19 protein-coding genes are annotated in these 23,001 nt (G+C 62.5%); 3 read left to right on the top strand and 16 right to left on the bottom strand.

Going from position 1 to position 23,001, the window contains the following annotated elements; genetic code table 11:
- The first annotated feature begins 55 nt into the window (after window positions 1-55).
- Window positions 56-961, top strand: a complete 906-nt coding sequence (locus BSG19_RS20625) for a LysR substrate-binding domain-containing protein (RefSeq protein WP_244529349.1) — start codon at window positions 56-58, stop codon at window positions 959-961.
- A gap of 102 nt (window positions 962-1,063) precedes the next feature.
- Here the strand turns inward: BSG19_RS20625 and BSG19_RS20620 are convergent, their stop codons facing one another.
- Genes BSG19_RS20620 through BSG19_RS20600 form a run of 5 tightly spaced genes read right to left on the bottom strand, consistent with a single transcriptional unit; the run spans window position 1,064 to window position 5,263 of the window.
- The gene (locus BSG19_RS20620; RefSeq protein WP_092989907.1) at window positions 1,064-2,263 is read right to left on the bottom strand and encodes a DUF1173 domain-containing protein; all 1,200 of its coding nucleotides are present in this window, start codon (window positions 2,261-2,263) and stop codon (window positions 1,064-1,066) included.
- Between the two features lie 22 nt (window positions 2,264-2,285).
- Window positions 2,286-2,804 (bottom strand): thermonuclease family protein, encoded by a 519-nt coding sequence (locus tag BSG19_RS20615; RefSeq protein ID WP_092989906.1) that lies wholly within the window; start codon window positions 2,802-2,804, stop codon window positions 2,286-2,288.
- Window positions 2,801-4,729: a Ti-type conjugative transfer system protein TraG gene (gene traG, locus BSG19_RS20610; protein ID WP_092989905.1), complete on the bottom strand. Its 1,929-nt coding sequence runs from the start codon at window positions 4,727-4,729 to the stop codon at window positions 2,801-2,803. The genes BSG19_RS20615 and traG overlap by 4 nt, the downstream gene beginning before the upstream one ends.
- Entirely contained in the window at window positions 4,729-4,974 is a 246-nt protein-coding gene (locus BSG19_RS20605; RefSeq protein ID WP_092989972.1) for a conjugal transfer protein TraD, read from the bottom strand. Before BSG19_RS20605 ends, traG begins: the two co-directional genes overlap by 1 nt.
- A gap of 40 nt (window positions 4,975-5,014) precedes the next feature.
- Window positions 5,015-5,263, bottom strand: coding sequence for a TraC family protein (locus tag BSG19_RS20600; RefSeq protein WP_092989904.1), 249 nt, complete (start codon window positions 5,261-5,263; stop codon window positions 5,015-5,017).
- Window positions 5,264-5,463: 200 nt separating this feature from the next.
- On the opposite strand from BSG19_RS20600, the gene traA reads away from it, so the two are divergent.
- On the top strand, window positions 5,464-10,110 hold the full coding sequence (gene traA / locus BSG19_RS20595; RefSeq protein ID WP_092989903.1) for a Ti-type conjugative transfer relaxase TraA: 4,647 nt from the start codon (window positions 5,464-5,466) through the stop codon (window positions 10,108-10,110).
- Between the two features lie 61 nt (window positions 10,111-10,171).
- The gene (locus tag BSG19_RS20590) at window positions 10,172-10,441 is read left to right on the top strand and encodes a hypothetical protein (protein ID WP_092989902.1); all 270 of its coding nucleotides are present in this window, start codon (window positions 10,172-10,174) and stop codon (window positions 10,439-10,441) included.
- Window positions 10,442-10,623: 182 nt separating this feature from the next.
- Here the strand turns inward: BSG19_RS20590 and BSG19_RS20585 are convergent, their stop codons facing one another.
- The 11 genes from BSG19_RS20585 to BSG19_RS20535 form a co-directional block, all read right to left on the bottom strand.
- The gene (locus BSG19_RS20585; protein WP_244529348.1) at window positions 10,624-11,856 is read right to left on the bottom strand and encodes an ethanolamine ammonia-lyase subunit EutB; all 1,233 of its coding nucleotides are present in this window, start codon (window positions 11,854-11,856) and stop codon (window positions 10,624-10,626) included.
- A 96-nt stretch (window positions 11,857-11,952) separates the two neighbouring features.
- A complete protein-coding gene (hisN, locus tag BSG19_RS20580; protein WP_092989901.1) occupies window positions 11,953-12,741 on the bottom strand; it encodes a histidinol-phosphatase in 789 nt (262 codons plus the stop codon).
- Window positions 12,741-13,676, bottom strand: coding sequence for a choline/ethanolamine kinase family protein (locus tag BSG19_RS20575; protein WP_092989900.1), 936 nt, complete (start codon window positions 13,674-13,676; stop codon window positions 12,741-12,743). The genes hisN and BSG19_RS20575 overlap by 1 nt, the downstream gene beginning before the upstream one ends.
- Before the next feature lie 32 nt (window positions 13,677-13,708).
- Window positions 13,709-14,644, bottom strand: a complete 936-nt coding sequence (locus BSG19_RS20570; RefSeq protein WP_092989899.1) for a phosphotransferase — start codon at window positions 14,642-14,644, stop codon at window positions 13,709-13,711.
- A 26-nt stretch (window positions 14,645-14,670) separates the two neighbouring features.
- Entirely contained in the window at window positions 14,671-15,963 is a 1,293-nt protein-coding gene (locus tag BSG19_RS20565) for a Zn-dependent hydrolase (protein ID WP_092989898.1), read from the bottom strand.
- Window positions 15,956-16,717: a DeoR/GlpR family DNA-binding transcription regulator gene (locus tag BSG19_RS20560; RefSeq protein ID WP_092989971.1), complete on the bottom strand. Its 762-nt coding sequence runs from the start codon at window positions 16,715-16,717 to the stop codon at window positions 15,956-15,958. The genes BSG19_RS20565 and BSG19_RS20560 overlap by 8 nt, the downstream gene beginning before the upstream one ends.
- Window positions 16,718-16,776: 59 nt before the next feature.
- Complete coding sequence (locus BSG19_RS20555; RefSeq protein ID WP_092989970.1) at window positions 16,777-18,615, bottom strand: dipeptide ABC transporter ATP-binding protein; 1,839 nt, start codon at window positions 18,613-18,615, stop codon at window positions 16,777-16,779.
- Window positions 18,615-19,532 carry an ABC transporter permease gene (locus BSG19_RS20550; RefSeq protein WP_092989897.1) on the bottom strand — a complete coding sequence of 306 codons (918 nt, stop codon included), beginning with the start codon at window positions 19,530-19,532 and terminating at the stop codon, window positions 18,615-18,617. The genes BSG19_RS20555 and BSG19_RS20550 overlap by 1 nt, the downstream gene beginning before the upstream one ends.
- Window positions 19,532-20,512, bottom strand: coding sequence for an ABC transporter permease (locus tag BSG19_RS20545; protein WP_092989896.1), 981 nt, complete (start codon window positions 20,510-20,512; stop codon window positions 19,532-19,534). The genes BSG19_RS20550 and BSG19_RS20545 overlap by 1 nt, the downstream gene beginning before the upstream one ends.
- 75 nt (window positions 20,513-20,587) lie before the next feature.
- The gene (locus BSG19_RS20540) at window positions 20,588-22,171 is read right to left on the bottom strand and encodes an ABC transporter substrate-binding protein (RefSeq protein ID WP_092989895.1); all 1,584 of its coding nucleotides are present in this window, start codon (window positions 22,169-22,171) and stop codon (window positions 20,588-20,590) included.
- A 375-nt stretch (window positions 22,172-22,546) separates the two neighbouring features.
- On the bottom strand, window positions 22,547-22,981 hold the full coding sequence (locus BSG19_RS20535; RefSeq protein ID WP_092989894.1) for a DoxX family protein: 435 nt from the start codon (window positions 22,979-22,981) through the stop codon (window positions 22,547-22,549).
- Window positions 22,982-23,001 lie beyond the last annotated feature (20 nt).

Here is a 23,001-nt window from a genome sequence, read left to right as displayed (position 1 = left end):
CAAGGCAATTCGGAAGAAGGAGCATCATCCTTCGGCTGGTCCGAAGCCTCGGCCCATGTCACACTGGGTAATGCGCTTCGATCTTCCAGACCTGCGATTGTTCCTTGCCATTGTAGACGCCGGCAGCATCACGCATGGGGCAAGCGCGGCGAATCTGTCTCTCGCAGCGGCGAGCGAACGGCTGCGGGACATGGAGATCGCGTCCGGCGTTTCCCTTCTTCTGCGCAATCGGCGCGGTGTCGTTCCGACACGAGCGGGCGACACGCTTGCGCACCATGCACGTCTCGTCCTGCGACAGGTCGGCGCGATGCAGGCCGAATTGTCGGACCATGCGAGGGGGTTCAGGGGGTCTGTGCGTGTGCTGGCGAACTCGGCGGCTGCCGCCGGCCTGTTGCCGGAGCGTCTGGGTGCCTTCATGGCTCGGCATCCAGGCATGGACGTCGATCTGGCTGAGCGTCCGAGCCCCGAGATCGTCAAGGCGGTGGCGGCCGGGTTGGCGGAGATCGGTATCGTGTCGGATGCGGCCGATACGAGCGGAATCGAGACGTTGCCGTTCGCGACTGACCGGCTGGTCCTCGTCGTGGCTCGCGAGCATCCGCTTGCCGGCGCAAGACGTGTCGCGTACGCAGAGGTCGCCGGAGAACCGATGATCGGGTTCGACGGCGCCCTTCAGGCTCAACTCCGGGATCAGGCCGAGCACATCGGCATCCGCCTGCGTCCGCGCGTGCTTCTGCGGACCTTCGACAGCGTTGCCCGGGTGGTTGCAGATGGCGCGGGGATCGGCATCATGCCTGAGTTCGCCGCCCGTCAGGCCCGACGGTCCGTATCTCTGTCCTGTCTGAGATTGACGGATCAGTGGGCGACCCGGCGTCTGGTTCTCTGCACGGCCGAGCGAACCAGGCTTGAACCGTTGGCTTTAAGCCTCCTCCAACATCTGGCATCAGCCGTAGACCCGGCATGATCCGCAGAAAGGCTAGAGTGGGGACAGCCGGCTACTTTTGGACCTGCCAGCGGCGTCGTAAATGTGGGCATGGGTCGTGTCGTGCTGATCGGCGAGCGATCGCTACCCGGGCAGGTCCGGCATGGCGCCGTCCCTGACATTCCACACCCAGGATGCCATCCCGCTCTCTTCTGCAAGGGCGTCGCGAGCCCGGCCATAGGTCTCGTCCGCATCGTCGGGCGCGATGTACATGGCGATCGGCGGCGCGCGGTCGGGACGCAGCGCGAGGCTGGCCATCGGCGTGGAGCGCGGCTGGTTGTAGCGCAGGCTTTTCACGAAGCTCGCCCCGCGCAGCGTCAAGGCGTCGAGCAGTGCCAGATCGTAACGGCTATCGAACGGTATCCAACGATCAGTGACGACCATCAGCGCGATCTCCTCGACACTGGCAATGCCTGCGGCATCGACGCCGAAGGATGCCGCGGCGATCAGGTGACTACCTTCCGTCGCATTCCACAGGGCCAGTTCCGTTTCGAAGACCCGGTTCATGCGGCGATGAAGGTCGTCCGGCAGCATGAACGGGAAGCGCGGCGCGTGTTTAACCGTCATGCGGGCGCCGACCCGTGCCGCAGCGACCTCCTTCACCTCGCCGATCAGCAACGCCAGGGACCGGCGCTTGCCTTGCGACTGGACGGTCTTGCTGAGGAACGTGTCGCGGCGCGCGACGATCTCGGTCTCCTTCTCGGCGTCGAAGAACTCCGGGATGTAGAGCATGTCCCCCAGCCCCTTGCCCTTGGCGGTTTTGCCTTCGGCCGCCTGCAGGAGGTACTTCCGGACGACCGCCCAGTTGCGGCGTTTCTCCATGGCCGGCCGCCAGCGATTGAACTCCGCCTGCTCCCAGAGAAAGTGGAGGAGGGCGCGCAGGGACAGGCGCGAGCCGTCGGTCTTCACGCTGTCGGCTTCGACCGCATTGCGCGCAGCCTCGGATGCGTTGCGCCCGGTCAGCTTCGTCAAACTGAACCCGAGCTTCAACTGCGTCTCGCCGGTCTCCTCGCTCTCGACGATGGCCTTGCCATCGAGCTCGCCGAGCCCCGACAAAGCTGCCGGCACTTCGTAGGAGTCGCAGTCGATGCCATGACGGGCGCCGCTCCCCGGCATCCGCTTCAGGACATGAGCTTTGCCGCGGCGGGCGACATACATCGGCACGCCGTCCGGCTGGCAGAGGCAGAGAGGACGCTCGCCCTTGTCGAACGCTTCGCTCAGCCGCCTGGCGAAGTCGTTCGCGTCCGCCGTCACATCCGATCCCCCGATCCTGATATTTCTCATCCTCTTGCCCTTCTCCACGTCTTCACGATCCGCCACCGTCGCACCAACGGAATCCCGATCCGTCCCAACGCCGCGCCAGACCTTCCTCGACGAGCGTCTCCCCGAGCGACTTTTCCGAGCGAACGACATTGCGCAGCTTGCGTCCGTAGCGATCCTGATCCCGCCAGCCCGAGGTCATCGAGAACGGTCCGGCATTCAGCAGGGTAACGAGGCGGTCACGCGCTGCTTCCCCGGCCCGTCTTTCCTCCGGGCATTCCGGCTCGGAGATCTCCGGCACGTTGATATCCGCGATCCGGACTTTCTCCCCCTTGAACCAGAACGTATCGCCGTCGATGACGCAGTTGACGCGAACCGGACCGGCGCAGAGCGAGAAGGTCGCGGCGTACGGATCCGATCGCGCCAGTCGGATCGGGATCGTCTGAAACTCTTCCTCCCGTTCCACGATTTTGTGCGGCCGACCGAAGCCGTCGTCGTAGCTGATCCAGACGCCGCCGAGCGCGGCCAGGGTGACGACGGCGAAAGCGATAGACCTCGTTCTCATGATCTTCCTTCCGGATGGAATCTGTTGCGTCCGACGAGCGGTTTCATGTCCTTGCGGCGGAACCAGATCGCGCGCCCGCAGCGTAGCGGTCCGTGGCCCTGGATGATGACGATCTGCTCGTCCTTGCGCATGGACTGGGTGATCTCGTGCGGCATGATCAGGGGCCGGCGCTGGAAGTTGACGCTCTCGGACTTTCCCGATCCCTTGCCGGTGTTCCAGCCGACATTGCGCGAGCGGCCCTCGACCTCCACCGTCATCTCGCCGCATTGGGCCGAGACGTTGCGGGCTGTGTCGAGCGCCTTGATCGCGGCGTAGGATGCGAAGGCGCAGCCGTCGATCCAGGAGGTCGCACCGTCACGGCCGAAATGCTTTTCGAGCTGGCCGACGGACTGGTACATCAGCATCAGCGTGATGCCGTATTTGCGGCCGCGATCGCGCGCCTCCTCCAGAATGCGCATGTAGCCGAGGAGGTCGACCTCATCGAGCATGAAGAGCGCGCGGCGATCGAAATGCCCGTCGGCTTGCGTCATCGCGTTGATCAGCGAGCCGATGATGACGCGACCGATACCGGGATAGCTGCGCAGGATGGACGCCGGGATGTTGAGGAAGACATCGACGTTCTTCGTGACGATGTCGGAGGACCTGAAAGCTGCGCCGCAAACGAGCGCGGCGTAGTTCTCCAGCGACAGCCACTGGGTGTCCTTGGAGGCGGTCGAGTAGACGCCGGAGAAGGTCTGCTCGGTCATGTTGGTGAACACGCCGAGCGTCTCGCGAATGAACGCGCTTTGCGACGTTTCCTGGATGTCGCGCAGCATGGCAAGGACGGACGGCTCAGGCTCGGAGACGATCTGGCGCAGGCTTCGCAGTGTGCGTAGGCCGTCGTATTCCGGGGAGAGCATGACGTGCGCGAGAAGTCCGGTTAGGAGATTGTGCGCCTGGTTCTGGAAGTAGGAGCCGGTGGAGCTTTCGATGCGCGAGCTTTCCGAGAGCAGCATATGCGCGACGGCGACGATATCCTCCTCCTTGGTCTTCGACGTCTCGATCCAGTCGAGGACGTTGAAACCCATGACAGGGTTCGCGGGGTCGAGCACCTTGCAGTCGCGCTTGAGGGTGCGGTTTCGGTGTTCCACGACCATCGGCGCAACCTCGGTCGAGGGATCGAGGCAGATGACGGGGCCGGTGTAGCGTAGCGCCGTCGGCACGACGTTGCTCGTTGTCTTGAAACCGCCGGAGCCAGCGAAGAACAGCATGTGCGTGGAGTCGAAATCCTGTTTGAAGGTCAGCAGGCGCCCCGTGCCGCCCTTGCCCCAAGTCGCGCGATCCGCGGGATCGAACGGCACGTCACGGATGGTCTCGCGATCGACGCGGGCGCGTTCGCCGACGACGATCTCGCCATCGGGCGGGAACACGCGCGCGGCCTCGCGCAGGGTCATCCAGTCCGCATCGCCGAAGATGCCTCGACGGGCGCGTTTGACCGGGTCGGGAACGACGACGGAGAGACGGGTCGTCAGCGCGACGATCATGAACCCGGCGATGGTGCCTGTGACCGCGAAGGCATCGAGATAGGGAAGAACATCCGACCACGGCATGCCGCGGTCGATGACGGATGGTGAGAGTCGCCCGAACTCGCGAAGCGCATAGAAACCCGCAACACCCATCCAGCAAAGGAGCGTCACCATGGCGACGGCTCTGCGTCTGTGAAGCGGCAGAACGAGGACCGTCAGAAGACCGGCGATCGACCCGAACAGAAGGTTCGGCAGGGGCGCGGCTCGCTGGAACCAATAGGAGGTCTGTGGCTCGAACCCGGCTGACAACGTCTCCCATCGCGTCGCAGTGATGCCAAGCGTCGTGGCGGTCACCAGCAGCGGCACCAACGCGGTCGCAACGGCCACCAGCGCTTGTCGCTTGAGCCTCCAACGCCGCATCACACCCCTTCCTTTCCGGAAGCCTTCTTCTTTTCACTTTCCGCATTCTCCAGCGTGTCCGCGTGAAACGCTTTGCGCCCGACAGCCGAAAGCCGCCGATGCGCCGCCGTGTCCGTCCCGATGGCCGCGGCTTCCATGAGAACGCCGAGCAAAAAGGCGCGATCGGCCTCGCGCAATCCCGCTTTCACGACCAGTCCCCCGAGGGTGATCTTCTCGCGTGCATCGCGCTTGCGCTCGTCAGTCATCATGTGGCGGCGCTTGCGTTCGAGGTGGAGAATACGCCTCTCAATGCGGATCACCGGATACGGCGGGAGCCTTGGCTCCACCTTTGCGAAACCGTGCGGCCATCTCGGCGAAAGCGGCATCAAGCGCATCGTCTGGAATGTCGAGTTCGACCAGGCCCGCCTTGATGGCCGCCCGGGCAAAGCGCTCGTTGTCTTTCAAGATGACTTGTTTCCGACGTTCTCGAAGCCGTTCAATTTCTGCGTCGATATCGGAAACCTTTAATGCGCGGCGTGATGGCTTGGTCTGCATGGCAATTCTGTCCAGTTTTGTTGATTTTAAGAGACCGGAATGAGATAGTAAAAATCGGCGAAATCTGCAAGAGATTAGCTCGCTGCAGATGGTCGAGCCCGAACGGGCTCTTCCCGAGAGCGGCATCGGCCCTTCGGTCCGATCTGTTCGAGGGCGCAATATACGTCGGCGTGGCCGACATCTTTTGGAGGTGCGATCGCGTGGCGATCATGTTCGTCAGAGCACAGGTGATCGGACGGGGAACGGGACGCAGCGTCGTCTCGGCCGCCGCCTATCGTCACCGCACCCGGATGATGGACGAACGGGCCGGCACGCAGTTTCGCTACGAGGGCGGTGCGGCCGAGCTGATCCACGAGGAACTGGCGCTGCCGGCGGAGACGCCGGCCTGGCTGCGCAAGGCGATCGACGGGCGATCTGTTGCCGGTGCCAGCGAGGCGCTGTGGAATGCGGTCGAGGCGTTCGAGACACGCGTGGACGCGCAGCTAGCACGCGAGATGATCTTCGCTCTGCCGGAGGAGCTGTCACGGAAGGAGAACATCGCGCTGGTGCGCGAGTTCGTCGAACAGAACCTGACGCGTCACGGCATGGTCGCCGACTGGGTCTATCACGACAAGGACGCCAACCCGCATATCCATGTCATGACCACGCTACGGCCGCTGACAAAGGAGGGGTTCGGCGCGAAGAAGGTCGCTGTGACGGGCGAGGACGGCAAGCCGCTGCGGGTGGTCACGCCAGTTCGTCCGAACGGCAAGATCGTCTACCGGCTCTGGGCGGGCGATGCCGAGACGATGAAGGGGTGGAAACTCGCCTGGGCGGAAACCGCCAACCGGCATCTGGCGCTCGCCGGCCACGACATTCGCATCGACGGGCGTTCCTACAAGGAGCAGGGCCTGGAGGGTCTCGCCGGCAGGCATCTCGGTTCGGCGCGCGCGGTGCTGAAGCGCGACGGTCGTCTGGCCTTTTCCGCGCCCGCCGAGATGGCCCGACGCTTTGCGGTTGCCGATCAGATTGCCGCCGATCCTGGCATTCTTCTGAAGCAGCTTTCCGGCGAGCGCTCGACTTTCGACGAGCGCGACATCGCGCGTGCCTTGCATCGCCATATCGACGATCCCGCGACCTTCGCCAATGTCCGCGCCGGGCTGATGGCATCTGGCGATCTCGTGACCTTGCGTCCGGCCGAGCGTGAGCTGGAGACCGGCAAGGTCGTGACGCCTGCAGTGTTCACGACGAAGCATATGCTGCGCACCGAGTTCGAGATGGGGCGCTCGGCAGACACGCTGTCGAAGCGCGGCGGCTTCGCCGTCTCGAACAGGACGGTCGCGCGCGCGGTCGCGGAGGTCGAGACGCGCGATCCCGACCGTCCGTTCCGGTTCGATGCCGAACAGGTCGATGCCGTGCGTCACGTTACGGGCAAGGCTGCGATCGCCACCGTCGTCGGTCTTGCGGGCGCCGGCAAATCGACGCTTCTCGATGCCGCTCGGATCGCCTGGGAGGCCGATGGCGGGCGTGTCATCGGCGCGGCGCTGGCGGGCAAGGCGGCGGAGTCGCTGGAGCAGAGTTCGGGCATTGCCTCGCGCACGCTCGCCTCGTGGGAGCGGTCTTGGTCGAATGGCCGCGATCTTCTCGGTAAGGGCGATGTTCTCGTCATCGACGAGGCCGGCATGATCGCCTCCGAGCAGATGGCACGGTTCCTGAAGATCGCTGAGGAAGCACAGGCGAAGATCGTTCTCGTCGGCGACGCGATGCAGCTCCAGCCGATCCAGGCGGGAGCGGCATTCCGTGCCGTGGCGGCGCGTGTCGGACACACGGAGCTCAGCGGTGTCCACCGTCAACGCGAGGACTGGGCGCGTGAAGCGACCAGAGCGTTCGCGCGCGGCGATGTCGAGTGCGGGCTCGCCCATTATAGCGAGCAGGGCCATCTCATCGAGACCGATACGCGCGAAAATGCCGTCGCCCGGATCGTCGCGGACTGGTCGAGTGCCTGGGACGAGGCGAAGGCGAAAGCCGCGCGTGAGGACCGGCCGCCGACAGGCGATGCGCTTCTTGTTCTGGCCCATACCAACGACGAGGTGAAGGCGCTGAACGCCGCCATTCGCAATGTGCGGATCGAACAGGAGGAACTGACCGCATCTCGCACCTTCGCAACGGAGCGAGGCGCCCGCGACTTCGCGATCGGCGACCGGCTAATCTTCCTGGAGAATGCCCGCTTCCTTGAGCCGACCGTGCAACATCTGGGCTTGCAGACCGTCAAGAACGGCATGCTCGGGACGGTTCTGTCGACCGGTGACGACAAGCGCGCCGATCTCCTGACCGTGCGGCTCGACAGCGGGCGTGATGTGACCTTCTCGACGCAGACCTATCGCAACATCGACCACGGCTATGCCGCGACGGTTCACAAGAGCCAGGGCGCGACCGTCGATCGCACCTTCGTGCTGGCGACCGGCGGCATGGACAGGCATCTCGCCTATGTCGCGATGTCCAGGCACCGTGATCGCGCCGATCTCTACGCGGCGGTGGAGGACTTCCCGGCTGATGCGGTTCGAGGAGGAACACAGCGTCCCGATCACGCCGCTGGCGTTACCGGCGTTCTCGTCGAAACCGGCCTGGCAAAGTTCCGCGACGATCCCGACGTCGAACCGTCGTCCTATGCGGATCTGAAGCTCCCCGACGGACGCAGTAATCGTCTGTGGGGCGTTAGTTTGCCGGACGCCTTGGACAGGGAAGGCGTCGAGGTCGGCGACACCGTCACCCTCACCAAGGATGGCACGGAGACGGTCGTGAAGAACGTGCCGGTCACCGACGAAGAGACCGGCGCCAAGCGGTTCGAGAAGCGCACCGTCGAGCGAAACGTCTGGAGTGCGGTCCTCGTCGAGAAGGGATCGAAAGACGTCGTCCCCTCGACGGCTGCGGACGCCGTTGCGCATCCGAAAATCTTCCAGCCGCTCGTCGATCGTCTCGGTCGATCCGGCGAGAAGTCCACCACGCTCGACTTCGAGAACGAGGACACATATCGCGCCCTGATCCGCGACTATGCCGACCGGCGCGGCGTCGATCAGGTGATCGACCTCGCCCGTCATGTCGAGGACGGCATCCGGGTGCAGGTTGGTCGGCTCACGGTCGATCCCGGACAGGGGCCTGGAGAGTCCGCTGTCGTGTCACCGCTCGGCTCGGGATCGTCGATGCCAATATCGACGTCGGCATCTGCGTCAGCGCCGATCGGCGGGCCAGCGGCCAGCGGTGCGGTCGCGGCACTGTCGGCGAAAGGGCGTCCGGAAGGGGAGGGTGCGGAGATGACGGAAGGCGCCGCCTATCTGCTGGCGCCGATGATCCGCTTCGAGCGGAGCGTGGAAGACGATGCGCGCGCAGCGCAACGCGAGGCACCCGCCTGGAAGGAGCGGGAGGCTGTTCTGTTGCCGTTGCTCGCCCGGCTCTATGCCGAGCCGGAGGCGGCGCTCACCCGTCTGGGCGATCTGGCGGCGCGGCCGGAGACCGATCCGCGCGCGCTCGGCGAGCAGATGTCCGCCAAACCGGTGATCCTCGGTGTGCTTAGGACGGACGTGGCATCTAAGGAGCGCGCCTCGGTCGTTACAGACCTTGCGGTTTCGGCAAGGGCGCTCGCGACCACCTTCCGTGCCGACGAGGGGCGCTTCATCGCACGCGAGGAGCGTCGGCGCAGCCATATGGCGATCGGCGTGCCGGCGCTGTCCGAGGCAGCGGCCGACCGTCTTGACGAGATCGAGGCGATCGGTCGGGCTGGAGGTGCGGGCGCCTACCGGACTGCTTTCACACTTGCTACCGAGGATCGGCGTATCGTGCAGGAGATCAAGGCCGTCGCCGAGGCGCTGACCGCCCGTTTCGGCTGGAGCGCCTTCACCGACAAGGCCGACGAAACGTCGAAACGGGTCGTTGCCGAGCGCATGCCCGATTTGCCTGAAGCGGACAGGACCGAGCTCGAGGAGCGGTTCACTGCGGTTCGGCGTTTTGCGGCCGAGCAGCATTTTGCCGAGAAGCGCGACCCCTCCCGCGTCGTGGTGGCCGCTGCGCACGATCCTCGTGCTCTGCGTGACGACGGCAGCACCGCCGCGCTTCTCCTTCCGGCCGTCACCGCCTTCCCGGCGAGTGCCGAGGAGGAGGCGAGGGATCGTGTGTCGGCATCGCCGCTCTATCGTGCCGAGCGTGATGCCTTGGCCACGGCTGCCACTCGCATCTGGCGCGATCCGCAGGCGGCCGTCCTCGTCATCGAGGAGAAGGTGCGCGCAGGCACCAGCGCGACCGCGATAGAGACCGACATGGCCGCGCGCCCGGCGACGTTCGGCGCCTTGCGCGGTTCGGATCGCCTGATCGACCGGCTGACGGGGCAGGGACGAGAGCGCAAGATGGCCGTCGCTTGCGCGAAGGAGGATGCCTGGAAGGCTCGCTCGCTGGCCCAGGCCTTCACAACCGTGGTCGCCAGTGAGATTAAGGCGATCGAGTCCGAGCGGAGCCGCATGGGTGTGCCGGTTCCAGGTCTCACCCGTACGGCAGAGGCCGAGTTGAAGCGGCTTGTCACGCTCCTGTCCCGGCAGCCCAAGAGCTTCGATGCGGCGGTTCTGGCGTTGACGCCCACCATCAAGGTGGAGTTCGCCGCGGTTTCCAAGGCGCTCGACGCCCGCTTCGGCCGCGGCGCTATCGGCCGCGACGAGAAGACCGTGACCGCCACGGTTCCGCCGGCGCAGCAGGCTGCCTTCAAGGCTTTGCAGCCGCAGCTCAGGGCGATCCAGCGCGCGGTGGCCGCGGACATCGGGCAGGCGATCGCGAGCGAGCGGAGGCAGCGCGCGATCAATCAGGCGCGAGGCATCGATCGATGATCGGTGCCCCGAAAACCCTCGGCCAAGCCGAAGACCGTGAACTTAAACCAGGGACACACCCATGACGGAACAGGCAGCAGATTTCTACGCGATCGTGCGGGCTGACCTAGCGATCGAGATCATGAACCGGGGACGGAGCCTCCTATCGGTCCGGCTGCACGACATCGGCGACCGCGATCTGGTCGAAGCCGAGCGGCTAAGGTCGCGCCGGCGTGACCTGCTCGGGCTTCAGCACGGCGTTGTCGTCGGGATGCCCGAGACCGTCGAGCCGCTGATCGCGGAGTGGGGGCCGAAGGTCCGGGATGAGGAGCTGCTCTGGCGGGAGCTCTGAGCCATGTCGGAGCCTCGCGAAACCCATATCCTGACCCCGGTCGAAAACGAGCGCATATTTCGCGCCGACATCGCTCGGACTACCTGCCGGGCCATCTCGCGCGGGCGGCGCGGCCGACGCTGATCGTGGTCGGCGGGTAGCCCGGCGATTAGTCGGACTCAGTATCAACTGAGAGCCCGAGATCAGCGCACCTCTACGCCATCCGTTGGCGCGGGATTGGCGATTTCCGCAACCTCATATTGCAGACGTTTCAGCGTTTCGCGGCAATAGACGGCGTCGTGATGCGACAAGGACTGGTAGTTCAGCATGATGTCTTCGGCACCCGGCACCGTGATGACGAAATTGACACCTGCCGCACAGAGTAGCGTCAACAGCGTATCCATGTCTTCCTGGTCGGCATCCGCATGATTGGTGTAACAGACGTCGACCCGCATCGGCAGACCCAGAAGCTTGCCGCAGAAATGATCCTCGATGCCGGCACGGATGATCTGCTTGCCGTTGAACAGATATTCCGGGCCGAAGAACCCGACCACGGTATTGACCAGGAGCGGATCGAACTCGCGGGCCACGGCATAGGCGCGTGTCTCCATCGTCTGCTGATCGACGCCGAAATGCGCATCCGCCGAAAGTGCAGCGCCCTGTCCCGTCTCGAAATACATGACACTGGAGCCCGGCATGCCACGATTAAGCGATCTCCCCGCCTCATGCGCCTCTTTCAGCAGCGAAATATCGACGCCGAAACCGCGATTGGCCTTTTCCGATCCGGCCACCGACTGGAAGACGAGATCGACCGGCGCGCCGCGTTCGATCGCCTGGATCGCCGTCGTCACAGGGCCGAGGCAGCAAGTCTGGGTCGGGATCGCCAGTTTCTCGCGCGATTCGTCAAGCAGCGAAACGATGCGGATATAATCCTTGGTGCTGTCGGTTGCCGGATTGATGCCGATCACCGCGTCACCCGATCCCATCAACAGCCCGTCGATGGCGGACGCGATGATGCCGCGGCTGTCATCTGTCGGTTGGTTCCGCTGGTTGCGGGTGGAAATCCGGCCTGCGAGACCAATTGTATTGCGGAACCGGGTGACCACACGACGCTTGGTGGATACCGCTATCATGTCCTGCAGCGGCATGATCTTTGACACGGCCGCGACCATTTCCGGGGTCAGACCCCAGGTGACGGCCTCCAGCCGGTCATGAGCAGTTTCCGGGCGCAGCAGCCATTCGCGGAGTTCGCCGACCGTCAAAGATGAGATCGGTGCAAACGCTGCCGGGTCATGCCGGGCTGCAATCTGCCGCGAGACCTCGTCATCGTCCGATGAAATTAGCTCCTCTCCGAGAAACGCTTTCAGCGGCAAGTCGGCCAGCGCCATCTGCGCAGCCAGCCGCTCAAGCGGGCCATCAGCAGCAATGCCCGCCATCTGGTCCCGCTACCGCTCCGGCGTCGCCTTCGCCAGCAGATCCTTCAGGTCGGAAAACCGTCTGCTCGATCGTCGTCGTGTAGGACATGGTGCCTGTTACCGGTTGAGGAGCGACAGCGCTTCATCATGGAGTGCCCGTGTGGCAGACGCCAGCACTCGTCCGTCCGAATGAATCGATAACGCTTCCCCCTGCCAGTCGGTGATGCAGCCACCGGCACCTGTGACGACCGGCACAAGGGCCATGTAGTCATAGGGCTGCAAGCCGGTTTCGAGCGCGATGTCGCAATGGCCGGACGCGATCAAGCCATAGATATAACAATCTCCTCCGAAGCGCCGGAGCCTCGCCTTCCGTGACAGGAGGTCGAAATGATCGGCCTCGTCGCCGGAAAACATGTCAGGCGAGGTCGTATAGAAACGTGCCTCGGACAGGGTCCCGCAGGTGCTGGTGCGGGCAGCCTTGTCGGCAAAGAGTGTCGCTGCCGGCTTGCCAATCCAACGTTCGCCGGTTGCCGGGATATCGATCAGGCCGCAGAATGGCATTTCCTGATAAGCAAGCGAAATCAGCGTGCCGAACAGCGGAAAGCCGGTGATGAAGCTTTTGGTTCCGTCGATCGGGTCCAGCACCCAGGTGAAGGCATTGCCGTCTTTAACGCCGAACTCCTCGCCATGGATGCCGTGGTCGGGAAAGCGGTCTTCGATCACCTCGCGAAGCCGCTTTTCGATCGTCCGGTCGGCGATCGTCACCGGACTTTCGTCGAGTTTCGAAATCACCTCGAGCGGCGTCCTGAAATAGGAAAGCGCCAGCGGCCTTGCCACATCTGCAAGCTCGGCTGCAAAGGCGAGATAGGCCTCGGTCTCATGCGGTTGGATATCGGAAAGGGGCATTAGAGGGCTTTCAGGAACAGGGGCCAACGGGGATCGTGGATGATCGAGCGGGCGCGCATGTGCTTCCAAATCCCGTATTTGTAAAAGTCGAAATCCAGCGTCGAAATGCGGTTCTGCACCATCGCCCAGGTGCTCCACTTGATGTCGGCCAATGCCTTGTGGACGGTGAAGCGCGCGTGATGCGCCTTATCGTAGCGGCCGAAATATTCCTCGATGATCGCGCAGTCTGTGTCTTCCGAATAAAACATCTCGCCGCTCCAGATCGCGAGGTCGTAGAGCCTTTCATTGTTCGACGCATATTCGAAATCGATCAGCTTGATCGACTTGTCGGCGCCGATCAGAAAATTGCCCGGCATCGGATCGTTAAAGCAGGGGACGAGATCGAGCCCGGAGGCTTCCAGCGCTTCGCGCGCCTGCAGATAGGACCGATAGAGAAATGCGTGATCGAGCGGCCAGTAACCGCCGAGGTCCCGGACCTGGCCGAAATGTTCCTCGATCATGTCGAACACGGTTTTGGTCAGCGGTAGGGCAGGGGCCTCGTGAAACTGTCGGTAGACGCGCACCGCTTCGTTGCGGATGATGGGGTCGGCAAAATCCTCGTGGGTCGAGGGGCGGCGGCCATCGATAAATTCAGCAATCTCGATGTCGAGGTGATTGAGATAGTCGAATGTCTTCGGACCGACGCCGATCGCTTCCGCCTGCTTGCTGGCGGCGGCTGCAGCCTTGCGGTCGATGAACATCTCGGTGCCGCGGCCGGGGATCTTAAGGAAATATCCAAGATTGTGTCCTTCGACATCGATGCGGAAATTCGTGTTGCTGATACCGCCGGAAACCGGGCGGTAACGCAGCCGCCGTCCGCTCCAGGGTTCCACCTGGACGATCGCCGCTTCGACCGCCCGTTCGGCATCCGATCGTGCCATTCCCAGTTCGTTCATCGCCTTGTTCCCGTTTCTTTTTATGATCGTCTTCAGAGAGACCGCAACCGTGCCTCGAAGTCCGGATGGCTAAGAAGCATGCGGCATCGGAGGAATCGCCAGCTGGCATATTTCAAGAATTCCACGCCCTTCGGCGGCGAACGGAGCTCCAGCACGAGGCTGCGCAGCGCCCAGTAGAGATCATCTGCGGCGGCATAGGCGCGGCAGCGGTTGAAGGCCTTTTCGCTGAATGCGCCATCATGCATTTCGAGCAGCAGCCGCATCTGGGTTTCGAACTGGTAGAGTTCGTTCATCTGCACGCCGAGTTGGTAATATGGGTCGATATCGGCCGCCATGTCGAAATCGACAAGCTGAAGTGCGCCATCGGTCCCAAGCATCACGTTGGACGAATGCGGGTCGCCATGAGCAGGTCTCAGATCAATGCCGGCCGCTAAAATCGCCTCGCGGATCGGCACCATCCAGGACAGCATCCAGTCGGCATCGCCGGGCAGGCTTGTGTCGCCGGCGGCAACGATCGGCCACAATTGGACGATGCCGTCGAAGACGGACCAGGTCCGGCCGAACTTGGCGGAGGCTGCGATCGCCTTCTGCATGTCGATCAGACGGGCAACGGCTGCCGGCTGCATCAGATCGTCGATCTTTGCCGCCCGCCAACCGTCGCCGAGCCGGGCAAACAGGGTAGCGCCGTTCGCGGCATCGTAGCCAAAAGGCTGCGGTGAAAACCCGAGCTGGTGAAAACGTAGTGCTGCCGTAAAGGCCGCTTCTCCATCCACGAGATCGGCGACTTCATCGGCACCGAGACGCAGGAAGTAATCAGCCTCGCCACCAGCCGTCGCGACCGCGAAGCTGCAGGATTCGACGGCGTGATACGACGGCGATGCGACCGCTGCCGTCGCCGGCGCATAAGACGGCGTTTCACCGAGCACGGAAGAGAAGGCGACAAGCGCGGTCTCCGCGCGGGTTTCCATCGGGGTTTCTGGAGAGCCCGCTATCTTCATTCGGCAGCCTCGCTCACTTCCGCAGCCTGCAGCCCTTCGCAGGCAATCTTGTAAAGCATGTCCGCCAATATCTGTGTGCCGAGTGCCTGGTCTTCTGGGGAGGTATATTCGGTCGGATGATGGATCACGCCGTCGCGGCTCCGCACTGCCAGAACCACGGCCGGGCAGACATCGGAGACGGCGACCGCATCATGGCCGCCGATTGTATCGAGGCGGCGGGCGGTCTGGCCGAGACGCGCCGCGGCATTTTCTGCCAGCGCAATTAGGCCCGGCGCGAAAGGTCCTGCCTTGCGGCGGTCGATCGAGCGGACTTCCGAGGTTACACCGGCTTTTAGCGCCGCCTCGTCGATCTTGATCTTTATCTTGCGCTCCGCCTCGGCCAGGATTTCCGGCGAGCCCGAGCGCAGTTCGATAAAGAGCACGGCTTCGGCAGGCACGACATTCGGGGAGTTGGGATAGACTTCCAGGCGGCCGACGGACGTGTGCAGGTCGAGACCGTGTTCTGTCGAGATCTGCTTGAGATCGGCCATCAGATAGGCGGCGGCAAGCAGCGCATCCTTGCGGTCTGCCATCGGGGTGGCACCCGTATGGGCCTGCCGCCCCAAGAAGGCGAGGCGGTATTTCGTGGCACCCCAGAAGCGGGTGAAGATGCCGAACCTTTCGCCAGCGCGGCTCAACGTCGTATCGCCCTCGATATGCAGCTCGATCAGCGCGTCGGGGATCTCTACCTTGTCCTTCCCGGCATAACCGATCTCTTCCAGCGACTGGCGTACAGAAATGCCGTCGCCATCGGTGCGGTCCAGCGCCCATTCGAGGTCGGCCGCGCCGGTAAAGACGCTGCTGCCCAGAAGGCTCGGCTGGAAACGGGCACCTTCCTCGTTCGTCCAGTTGACGATCTGGAAATTGCAGGCGGACAGCCGATCTTCCGCCTTCAGTCTTTCGGTGACTGAGACGACCGCCTCGCAGGCCGCGACGACGCCGAGTGCGCCATCGAAGCGGCCGCCATTCGGCTGGCTGTCGATATGGGAGCCGACCATGACGACCGGCGCGTTGGCACCGGCCAGCGTCATCTTGCCGAACTGGTTGCCGATCGCATCGACGGCCTGCTCGAAACCGTTTTCGGCAAACCAGCGACCCAGCCAGTCGCGCGCCATGCCGTCTTCCCTGGACAGCGTGAGACGGGTCATCGAACCATCCGGCCCGCCGCCAAAGGTGGAGACCGCCTCCATCAGCGATTGAAGCCGTTCAGCGTTGATCGGGGCAGAAAAAGGGGTGGGGACGTCAGGCATTTATGATTTCCACATTGGATTGTTTGAATTGGTCTGAAAATTCTCGGGCGATCACGCCGCTCGTTACCACCGCGTCGATCTCGCTCAGGCCGAAAGTATGGATAGAGCCGAGGCGGCCGAACTTGGAACTGTCGGCGACGATGATCGACCGCTTGGCCTGGGCCTTGGCGACACGGCGCAGGACCGCCTCGTCCTCACCGAAATCCATGAAGCCGCGTTCCGAATGAATGGCGCTGATGGCAATGATCGCCAGATCGAAGAAATGCTCCTTCAGCGCCGCCACCGTTTCATGGCCGTAGGTCGCCTGGTAGTCGGAGCGCATGCGGCCGCCGAGAACCCGTACGCTTGCTTGCGGCAGATGGAAGAAATGCGCCGCCACGGCCAGCGAATTGCTGACGACGGTAATGTCCTTGCGGGTTTCAAGATGTCTCAGGCAGGCGATCGTCGTGGTGCCGGTATCGATGAAGACCTTCATCCCGTCCTTGACAAGCGCCGCAGCTGCCTCGCCGATTCTTGCCTTTTCGCGGGCGCTGACGCGCAGACGGTCGTTGAATGGCTGGTCGCTCTCTTGCTGATCGAGCACGGCGCCGCCATAGACGCGACGGGCATAGCCGCGTGTCTCAAGCTCCTTGAGGTCGCGCCGGATCGATTCCTGGCTGACCTGCAGATGATCGGCAAGCTCCTTCACATTGACGCGCTTGGTCTGTTTCAGCATGTCGAGGATGAGCTTGAGGCGATGTTCGGTGAAACTCATAAATGGACCTTGAATTATGGCGATCGTTACGGCCCCTTCGACAAGGGCCGCAACCATGTTCAGGCCAGCGCCATCTGGCGGGTTTCAGCCCCGCCGGAGGCGGGCGGCTGGATCAAATGGCAGGCAGCGAAATCCTGGCTACCGCGCACGGTAAGCGTCGGCTGCAGGCTGCCGCATTTCTCCATCGCATGCGGACAGCGCGACTTGAAGCTGCAACCGGGCGGAACGTCGATGGGGCTCGGCGGCTCACCTTCGAGCAGGCAATCCTCCGGCTGATAGCGCCGTTGTTCAAGGGTCGGCATCGCGCTCAAAAGCGCCATCGTGTAGGGGTGGCCGGGATCGAAGAACAGCCGCTCGTTGTCGGCAAGCTCAAAGACCTCGCCGAGATACATCACCGCCACTCGGTTGCAGACCTTTCGAACCATCGCAAGGTCATGGGAGATGAAGATATAGGTGAGGTCGTATTCCTTCTGCAGCTTCTGGAAGAGATCGAGAAGCTTGAACTGTTCCGTCTGGTCGAGGGCCGATAGCGTCTCGTCCATGATCAGGATTTCCGGTTCCAGAACCAACGCGCGGGCGACATTGATGCGCTGGCGCTGTCCGGCGCTGAGGCCCAGCGGCAATTCCTCGTAGAGATCGGCAGACAGGCCGACTTCGCCCATCACCTTCAGCACCCGCTCGCGGATCTTGGTACTGTCCTTCCAGCCATGGGTACGCAGCGGCCCTTCCAGCATCTTGCCGACTGCCGTGCGCGGCGGCAGGGAGCCGAACGGATCCTGCAGCACCATCTGCAGCTTCTTGCGGAAGGTCAAAAGGTTCTTACCGCCGAGCCTTGCGATATCATCGCCGCCGCACAGGACCTGACCCGAGCTTGGCAGTTCCAGCCGGCTCAAAAGCCGCATCAGTGTCGACTTGCCGCAACCGGATTCACCGACGATGCCAAAGCTGTCGCCGCGGCGGACATCGAAAGTGACGTTGCGCACGGCGCGCACCTGGTTGAAGCCACCGAAGCCGGTCTTTTTCTTCACTTTATAAATCTGTGAGGCGTCGCGCAGGCTCAACACGACATCGCGCTTGTCGTTGAGGCGCGGCATCTCGGTCTTCTCGATCCAGATTTTCGGCGTCTGCTCGACGAGTTCCTTCGTGTATGCGTGAATGGGGCTGGCGATCAGCCGCTCGGTTTCCTGCTCTTCGACGATACGGCCTTGCTCCATCACCAGAATGCGGTTGCAGGCTTCGCGGGCAATCGGCAGGGAGGAAGAAACGAACAGAACCGCCGTATCGAAGCTGGCGGTCAGCTCTTTCATTAGCCGGATGACCTGGGCGGCGACGGTGACGTCGAGCGGCTGGGTGACATTATCGGCGATCAAAAGCGCCGGATTGGTGACCAGCGCATCGACGATCAGCGCACGCTGCATCATGCCGCCGGAAAACTGCGACGGATAATCGCTGAACCGGCTGCGGGCGGAGGGAATGCGCACCGCCTCAAGCAGTTCGATCGTGCGTTTTTCGGCGTCCTTCCAGGATGTGCCCGGAATAACGGCACGCAGCTTTTCGACGATCTGTGCGCCGACGGGAAGCGTCGGATCAAGCGCGCCCATCGGGTTGGCACCGACATAGGCTACCCGGCGGCGCAAGGTGCGCATGTCGGTTTCGGACAGGCCGTATATGTCCTTGCCTTCGAACAGGACGCTGCCGGACCGCAAGGCGAGGGGAGCCTCCAGCCAGTTGACGACGGCCTTGGACAGCACCGTCTTGCCGGCACCACTGGCACCGACGACGCCGACGATTTCACGCGGGGCGAGGGCGAAGGAAATGTCGTTGAGGATGGTCTTCGCCGTATCCGTTCGTCCGGCGGTGACCGTCAGGTTTTTCAGTTGAAGAAGCGGCTGGCTCATCATTCGGACCCTCCGTGGATGGTATTGCGGGCACGCTCCAGCGAGGCACCGATGAGGTTGATGCTCGTCAGCGTCAGGCCGAGGAAAATGCCGGGCATGGTGGCGATCCACCAGGCATTGAGAAGATATTTGCGGCCATCGGCGATGATGTTGCCGAAGGTCGGCGTTGGCGGCTGAACCCCGAGACCGAGGAAGCCGAGAGTCGATTCGAAGATCATCATGCGCGCCACATCGAGTACCGAGGTGAAGATCACCGGCGGTAGGAGGAGCGGTAGCAGCAGGCTGATGATGATGCGGATATCTGTCGAGCCGCCGAGCTTTGCGGCGCGCACATATTCCCGCTGCCTTTCCGTCATCACGATGCTGCGCATGATGCGCGCATAGACCGGCCAGCTTGAAAGCCCGAGCACCAGCACAATGGCCGGAATGGTGGGGCGCGAGACACCGAGAACGGCGATCGCCAGAATGATCATCGGGATCGACAGCTGCGCATCTGTGAGGCGCATGATCAGCATGTCGATACGACCGCCGAAATAACCAGCGATGGTACCGAGTGCGCAGCCGATGATCAGCGTGACGGCGACCGACGCAATGCCGATCAGGAAGGAATAACGCAGGCCGACAAGCGAGCGCACCAACATGTCGCGGCCGATCTGGTCGGTGCCGAGCGGATGACCCCAGCTCCATTTTTCACCGAAAAAGAGCGGCGGCAAAAGGCGGGCCTTCACATCCATCTTGGTCGGGTCGATGCCGCTGATTTCAGGGTAGAGCGCTGCGGCGATCGCCAGCAGCAGGAAGATCGCAAGGCCGCTGCGGAAACCGGGTGTCGATGCGGCGCGATCGAAGATGCGCCTCGCAATCGAGCGGCTCGCCGCCTTCGAAACGATCGGGGTGTCGAGTGCGGATGTGATGGACATCAGTATTCAAGCCTCGGATCGATGGTGGTTGCGATGAGATCGACAACGATGTTGATCAGCACGAAGATGGCGCTGGTGACGATGGCGATCCCCTGAATTAGCGGAAAGTCGCGCTGCAGCACGGCATTGATGGTCAACAGGCCAAGGCCGGGATAATCGAAAATGTATTCGACGATGATGACCCCGCCGAGCAGGCTGGAGAACTGCACGCCGAGCAGGTTGAGGAGCGGTACCGATGCGTTGCGCAATGCGTGGTTGGAGATGATCCGCGAGCGGCTGAGGCCGCGCACGCGGCCGACGGACACGTATGGCTCCATCATCTGGGCGGACACGGAACTGACCAGCGTGCGGATGAGGACCGGTGACAGTTCTACCGCAAGCACGATGGCCGGCAGGATCGTGTAGGCGAAACCCTGATAACCGATTGCCGGCAGCCAGCCGAGCTTGACCGAAAACAGCAGCGCCAGCACGATGCCGAGCCAGAAATTCGGCAGCGAAATGAAGATCGAGGAAATGTAGAAGGCAAGCTTGTCAGGCCATCTGCCAATCGAGAGGCCACCGGCGATGCCAACGATCGCGGAAAAGACCAATGCGATGACCAGCGTGACGCCGGCCAGCTGAAGTGTCATCGGCAGGGCATCGAAGATCAGGTCGAAGACTTTTGCCCGTTCGCCGCGTGTCGTGTCGTTGAATGTCGAGCCGCCGGTCGAGGCGCCGTTTGCGGGCCTGACGAAGGACTGACCGAGGTCGCCGTGAACCACGCCTCCCATGTAGCGGCCGAATTGCACCAGGATCGGATCGCGCAGGCCCATATCGGTTGCGATCTTCTCGATCAGCGCTTCCGGTGCCATGCCGCCTGCCATCAGGCGAACCGGGTCACCCGGCACCACCCGCAGAAGGGTGAAGATCAGCAAGGACACGAGGAATATGATGATGACGCCCTGAACCAGGCGCCGCATCAGGAAATTCACGGCAAACATTCAGTCACTCCGCTGGGGTATGTCACGGGCAATCCGCACGCCGCTTGGGGGTAAACGGCGTGCGGCTGATCACGCTCAGGCGGCGGGTTTGGCTGCGTCGATCGATCCGTCGGGATAGATGTACATGCCCTCGAAATCCTTCTGCATGGCGTGGATCATCACGGATGTGAACAGCGAGAGTGCCGGCATCTTGGAGGCGATGAGCGGCATGGTCTCTTCCTGGAGGATCTTTTTGCGCTCCTCCAGCGTCGACGCGTTGCGTTCCTTGTCGAGGCTGGCATCGATCTCCTTGTCCTCGATGCCGCAGATGCGGTGCGAGGACGAATGGAAATGGGTGCGCAGGACAAGATCCGGTTCCGGCGAGGCAGTCGACCAGCCGCAATCGACCATGTGGCCGGGGCCGCCGCCGGGGCGATGGTAAAGCTGCTCATTCCAGGCGGCTGGCTCAAGCACCGTCAGGCTAATGTTGAAACCCTGTTCCTGAAGCATGGCGGTGACCATTTCGCCATATTCCTTGGTCTTCGGGTAGAAGCCGACGGAGGTTATGTATTCGAGCTGCGGCAAGCCCTTGCCGTTCGGGAAGCCGGCTTCGGCGAGTAGCGCCTGTGCTTTTTCCGGATCGAATTGCGGGTAGTTCGGCAGGTCCGTATAGCCGAATTTGACGGGCGACACGAAGTTCGACGAGGCATGGCCGGCCGATCCCATCAGTTCCATTATCATGTCGCGATCGATCGAATGGCAGGCGGCGAGGCGGATGCGCGGGTCGTCGAAGGGCGCCTTGGAGCAGCGGAACCACAGATACTTGTTTTCCACCGAAACCACATTGTTGATGTAGATCGCCGGATTATCCTTGATCGAATCCACCTGTTCCGGTTCCAGCCGCTCGACGATCGAGGCCTGGCCATTCATCAGCGACAGCATGCGGGTGGTGGAATCGCCGGTGAAGGTGAAATTGATGCCGGGGATCGCAGGCTTGCCCTTGAAGTAGCCGTCATAGGCCGCCATCACTGTGTCGTTGCCGCGCTGTTCGACGAACTTGAACGGGCCGGTGCCATTGAGGCGTTGAGAGAGTGGGCCGCCGGGCCCGCCGGCGACATCCTTGGCCGACATGATCGGCAGGAAGGATGCGAGGAAGATGAAGAGATGGGCCGGATAGCCGCCCTTCGACGTGTCGACGATGACGGTGTGATCGTCCGGTGTCTCAATCGTTAGCGTTTCAGTCGGGCCTGGATACCACTGGGCCGGGCGATCGGCCCTTGACCCGTATTCGAAGGTCGCCTTGACGTCCTCGGACTTGAATGGCTTGCCGTCGTGGAAAACAATGCCTTTGCGCAGCTTGATTTGCAGGCGATGCGCATCGAGAAGCTTGATGTCGGTCGCCAGTTCGTAGACGACCGCGCCGGGATCCTCGAGCTTCATCGGGGTACGGGTGAGGAATCCCATGACGAAGCCTTCAATATTCTTCTGCGACAGCGTCGTGTGGGCGGTCGGATCCCAGTTACCGGTGATGTTCTCGGCCGACAGGAAGGTCATGGTCTTGCCGGTCTGCGCGTAGGCCGACGAGATGAAGAAGTCAGGATTGATCTGCATGTAACCGGCAAGGGCGGCTGCGCCTGCGGATCCCTGCAGGAAGCGACGACGACTGAATTCCGAACCCATCGAGTTCCCCTTTTCTATATTGGACAAACCGTCAAATCAGGCAAAACGGTCACATCAGTCAAAAGCAAAGCGCGTGCCAGTTCTTAATACCTCGCTGAGGAAAGGCGTTTTTGGGTAATGTAGCTGTGGGATTTGACCATTTGTTGATCGAATGGGCACGAAATGAGCGAAGGGTGCCGCAATCATCGGCGAAACCCAACGTTTCAACTCGAGCAATCTGAGGCCGATATCTCCGGTTTGAACACTTTGTCGATGACCAGACTCCGCTCAAGAGGTAAAAAGCGCCTGCCAGCTCTCAGGCGCGCCTCTATTTCCGCACCTGAGAGGCAGTCTCGTTTGGTTTCATAAGCGGCTTCACAGACCTCGTTCACGATCTTAGCGGCGGGCGTCGAGGCTGTAACGACCCGCGCCGAACGCCACGACCTGCAGCAGACCGCCGGCCATTGCGATGTTCTTGAAGAAGTGGATGAACTGGTTCAGGTCGCTGAGGTTGTTGTGGAACGTCAGTGCCGTGGCAACGCTGAACAGGGCAAGGATCAGAGCGACGATGCGGGTCTGGAAACCGAGGATCAGGGCAATGCTGCCCAGGAGTTCAGTCACGACCGCTGCGCCATAGGACAGCTGCGGGAAGGGCAGGCCAACCATATTGATATAGCCGATCGTCCCAGCTGGATCAGAGATCTTGCTGATACCGGACAGAAGGAAGATTGCCGCCAGCAGGACACGGCCGGTGAGAGGCGTGACGCCGTTGATGAGGGCCGAATGGGAGAGAGTTTCAACGCGCTGGGCGATTGCATCGGAATAAGACATGGACGTTCTTCCTTAAGTTT

The sequence above is a fragment of the Rhizobium sp. NFR03 genome (assembly GCF_900111275.1).
In the GTDB taxonomy this organism is placed as follows: Bacteria; Pseudomonadota; Alphaproteobacteria; order Rhizobiales; family Rhizobiaceae; genus Ferranicluibacter.
The sequence above is the reverse complement of the archived record's forward strand: the minus strand, read 5'-3'. Positions and strand labels throughout refer to the sequence as shown.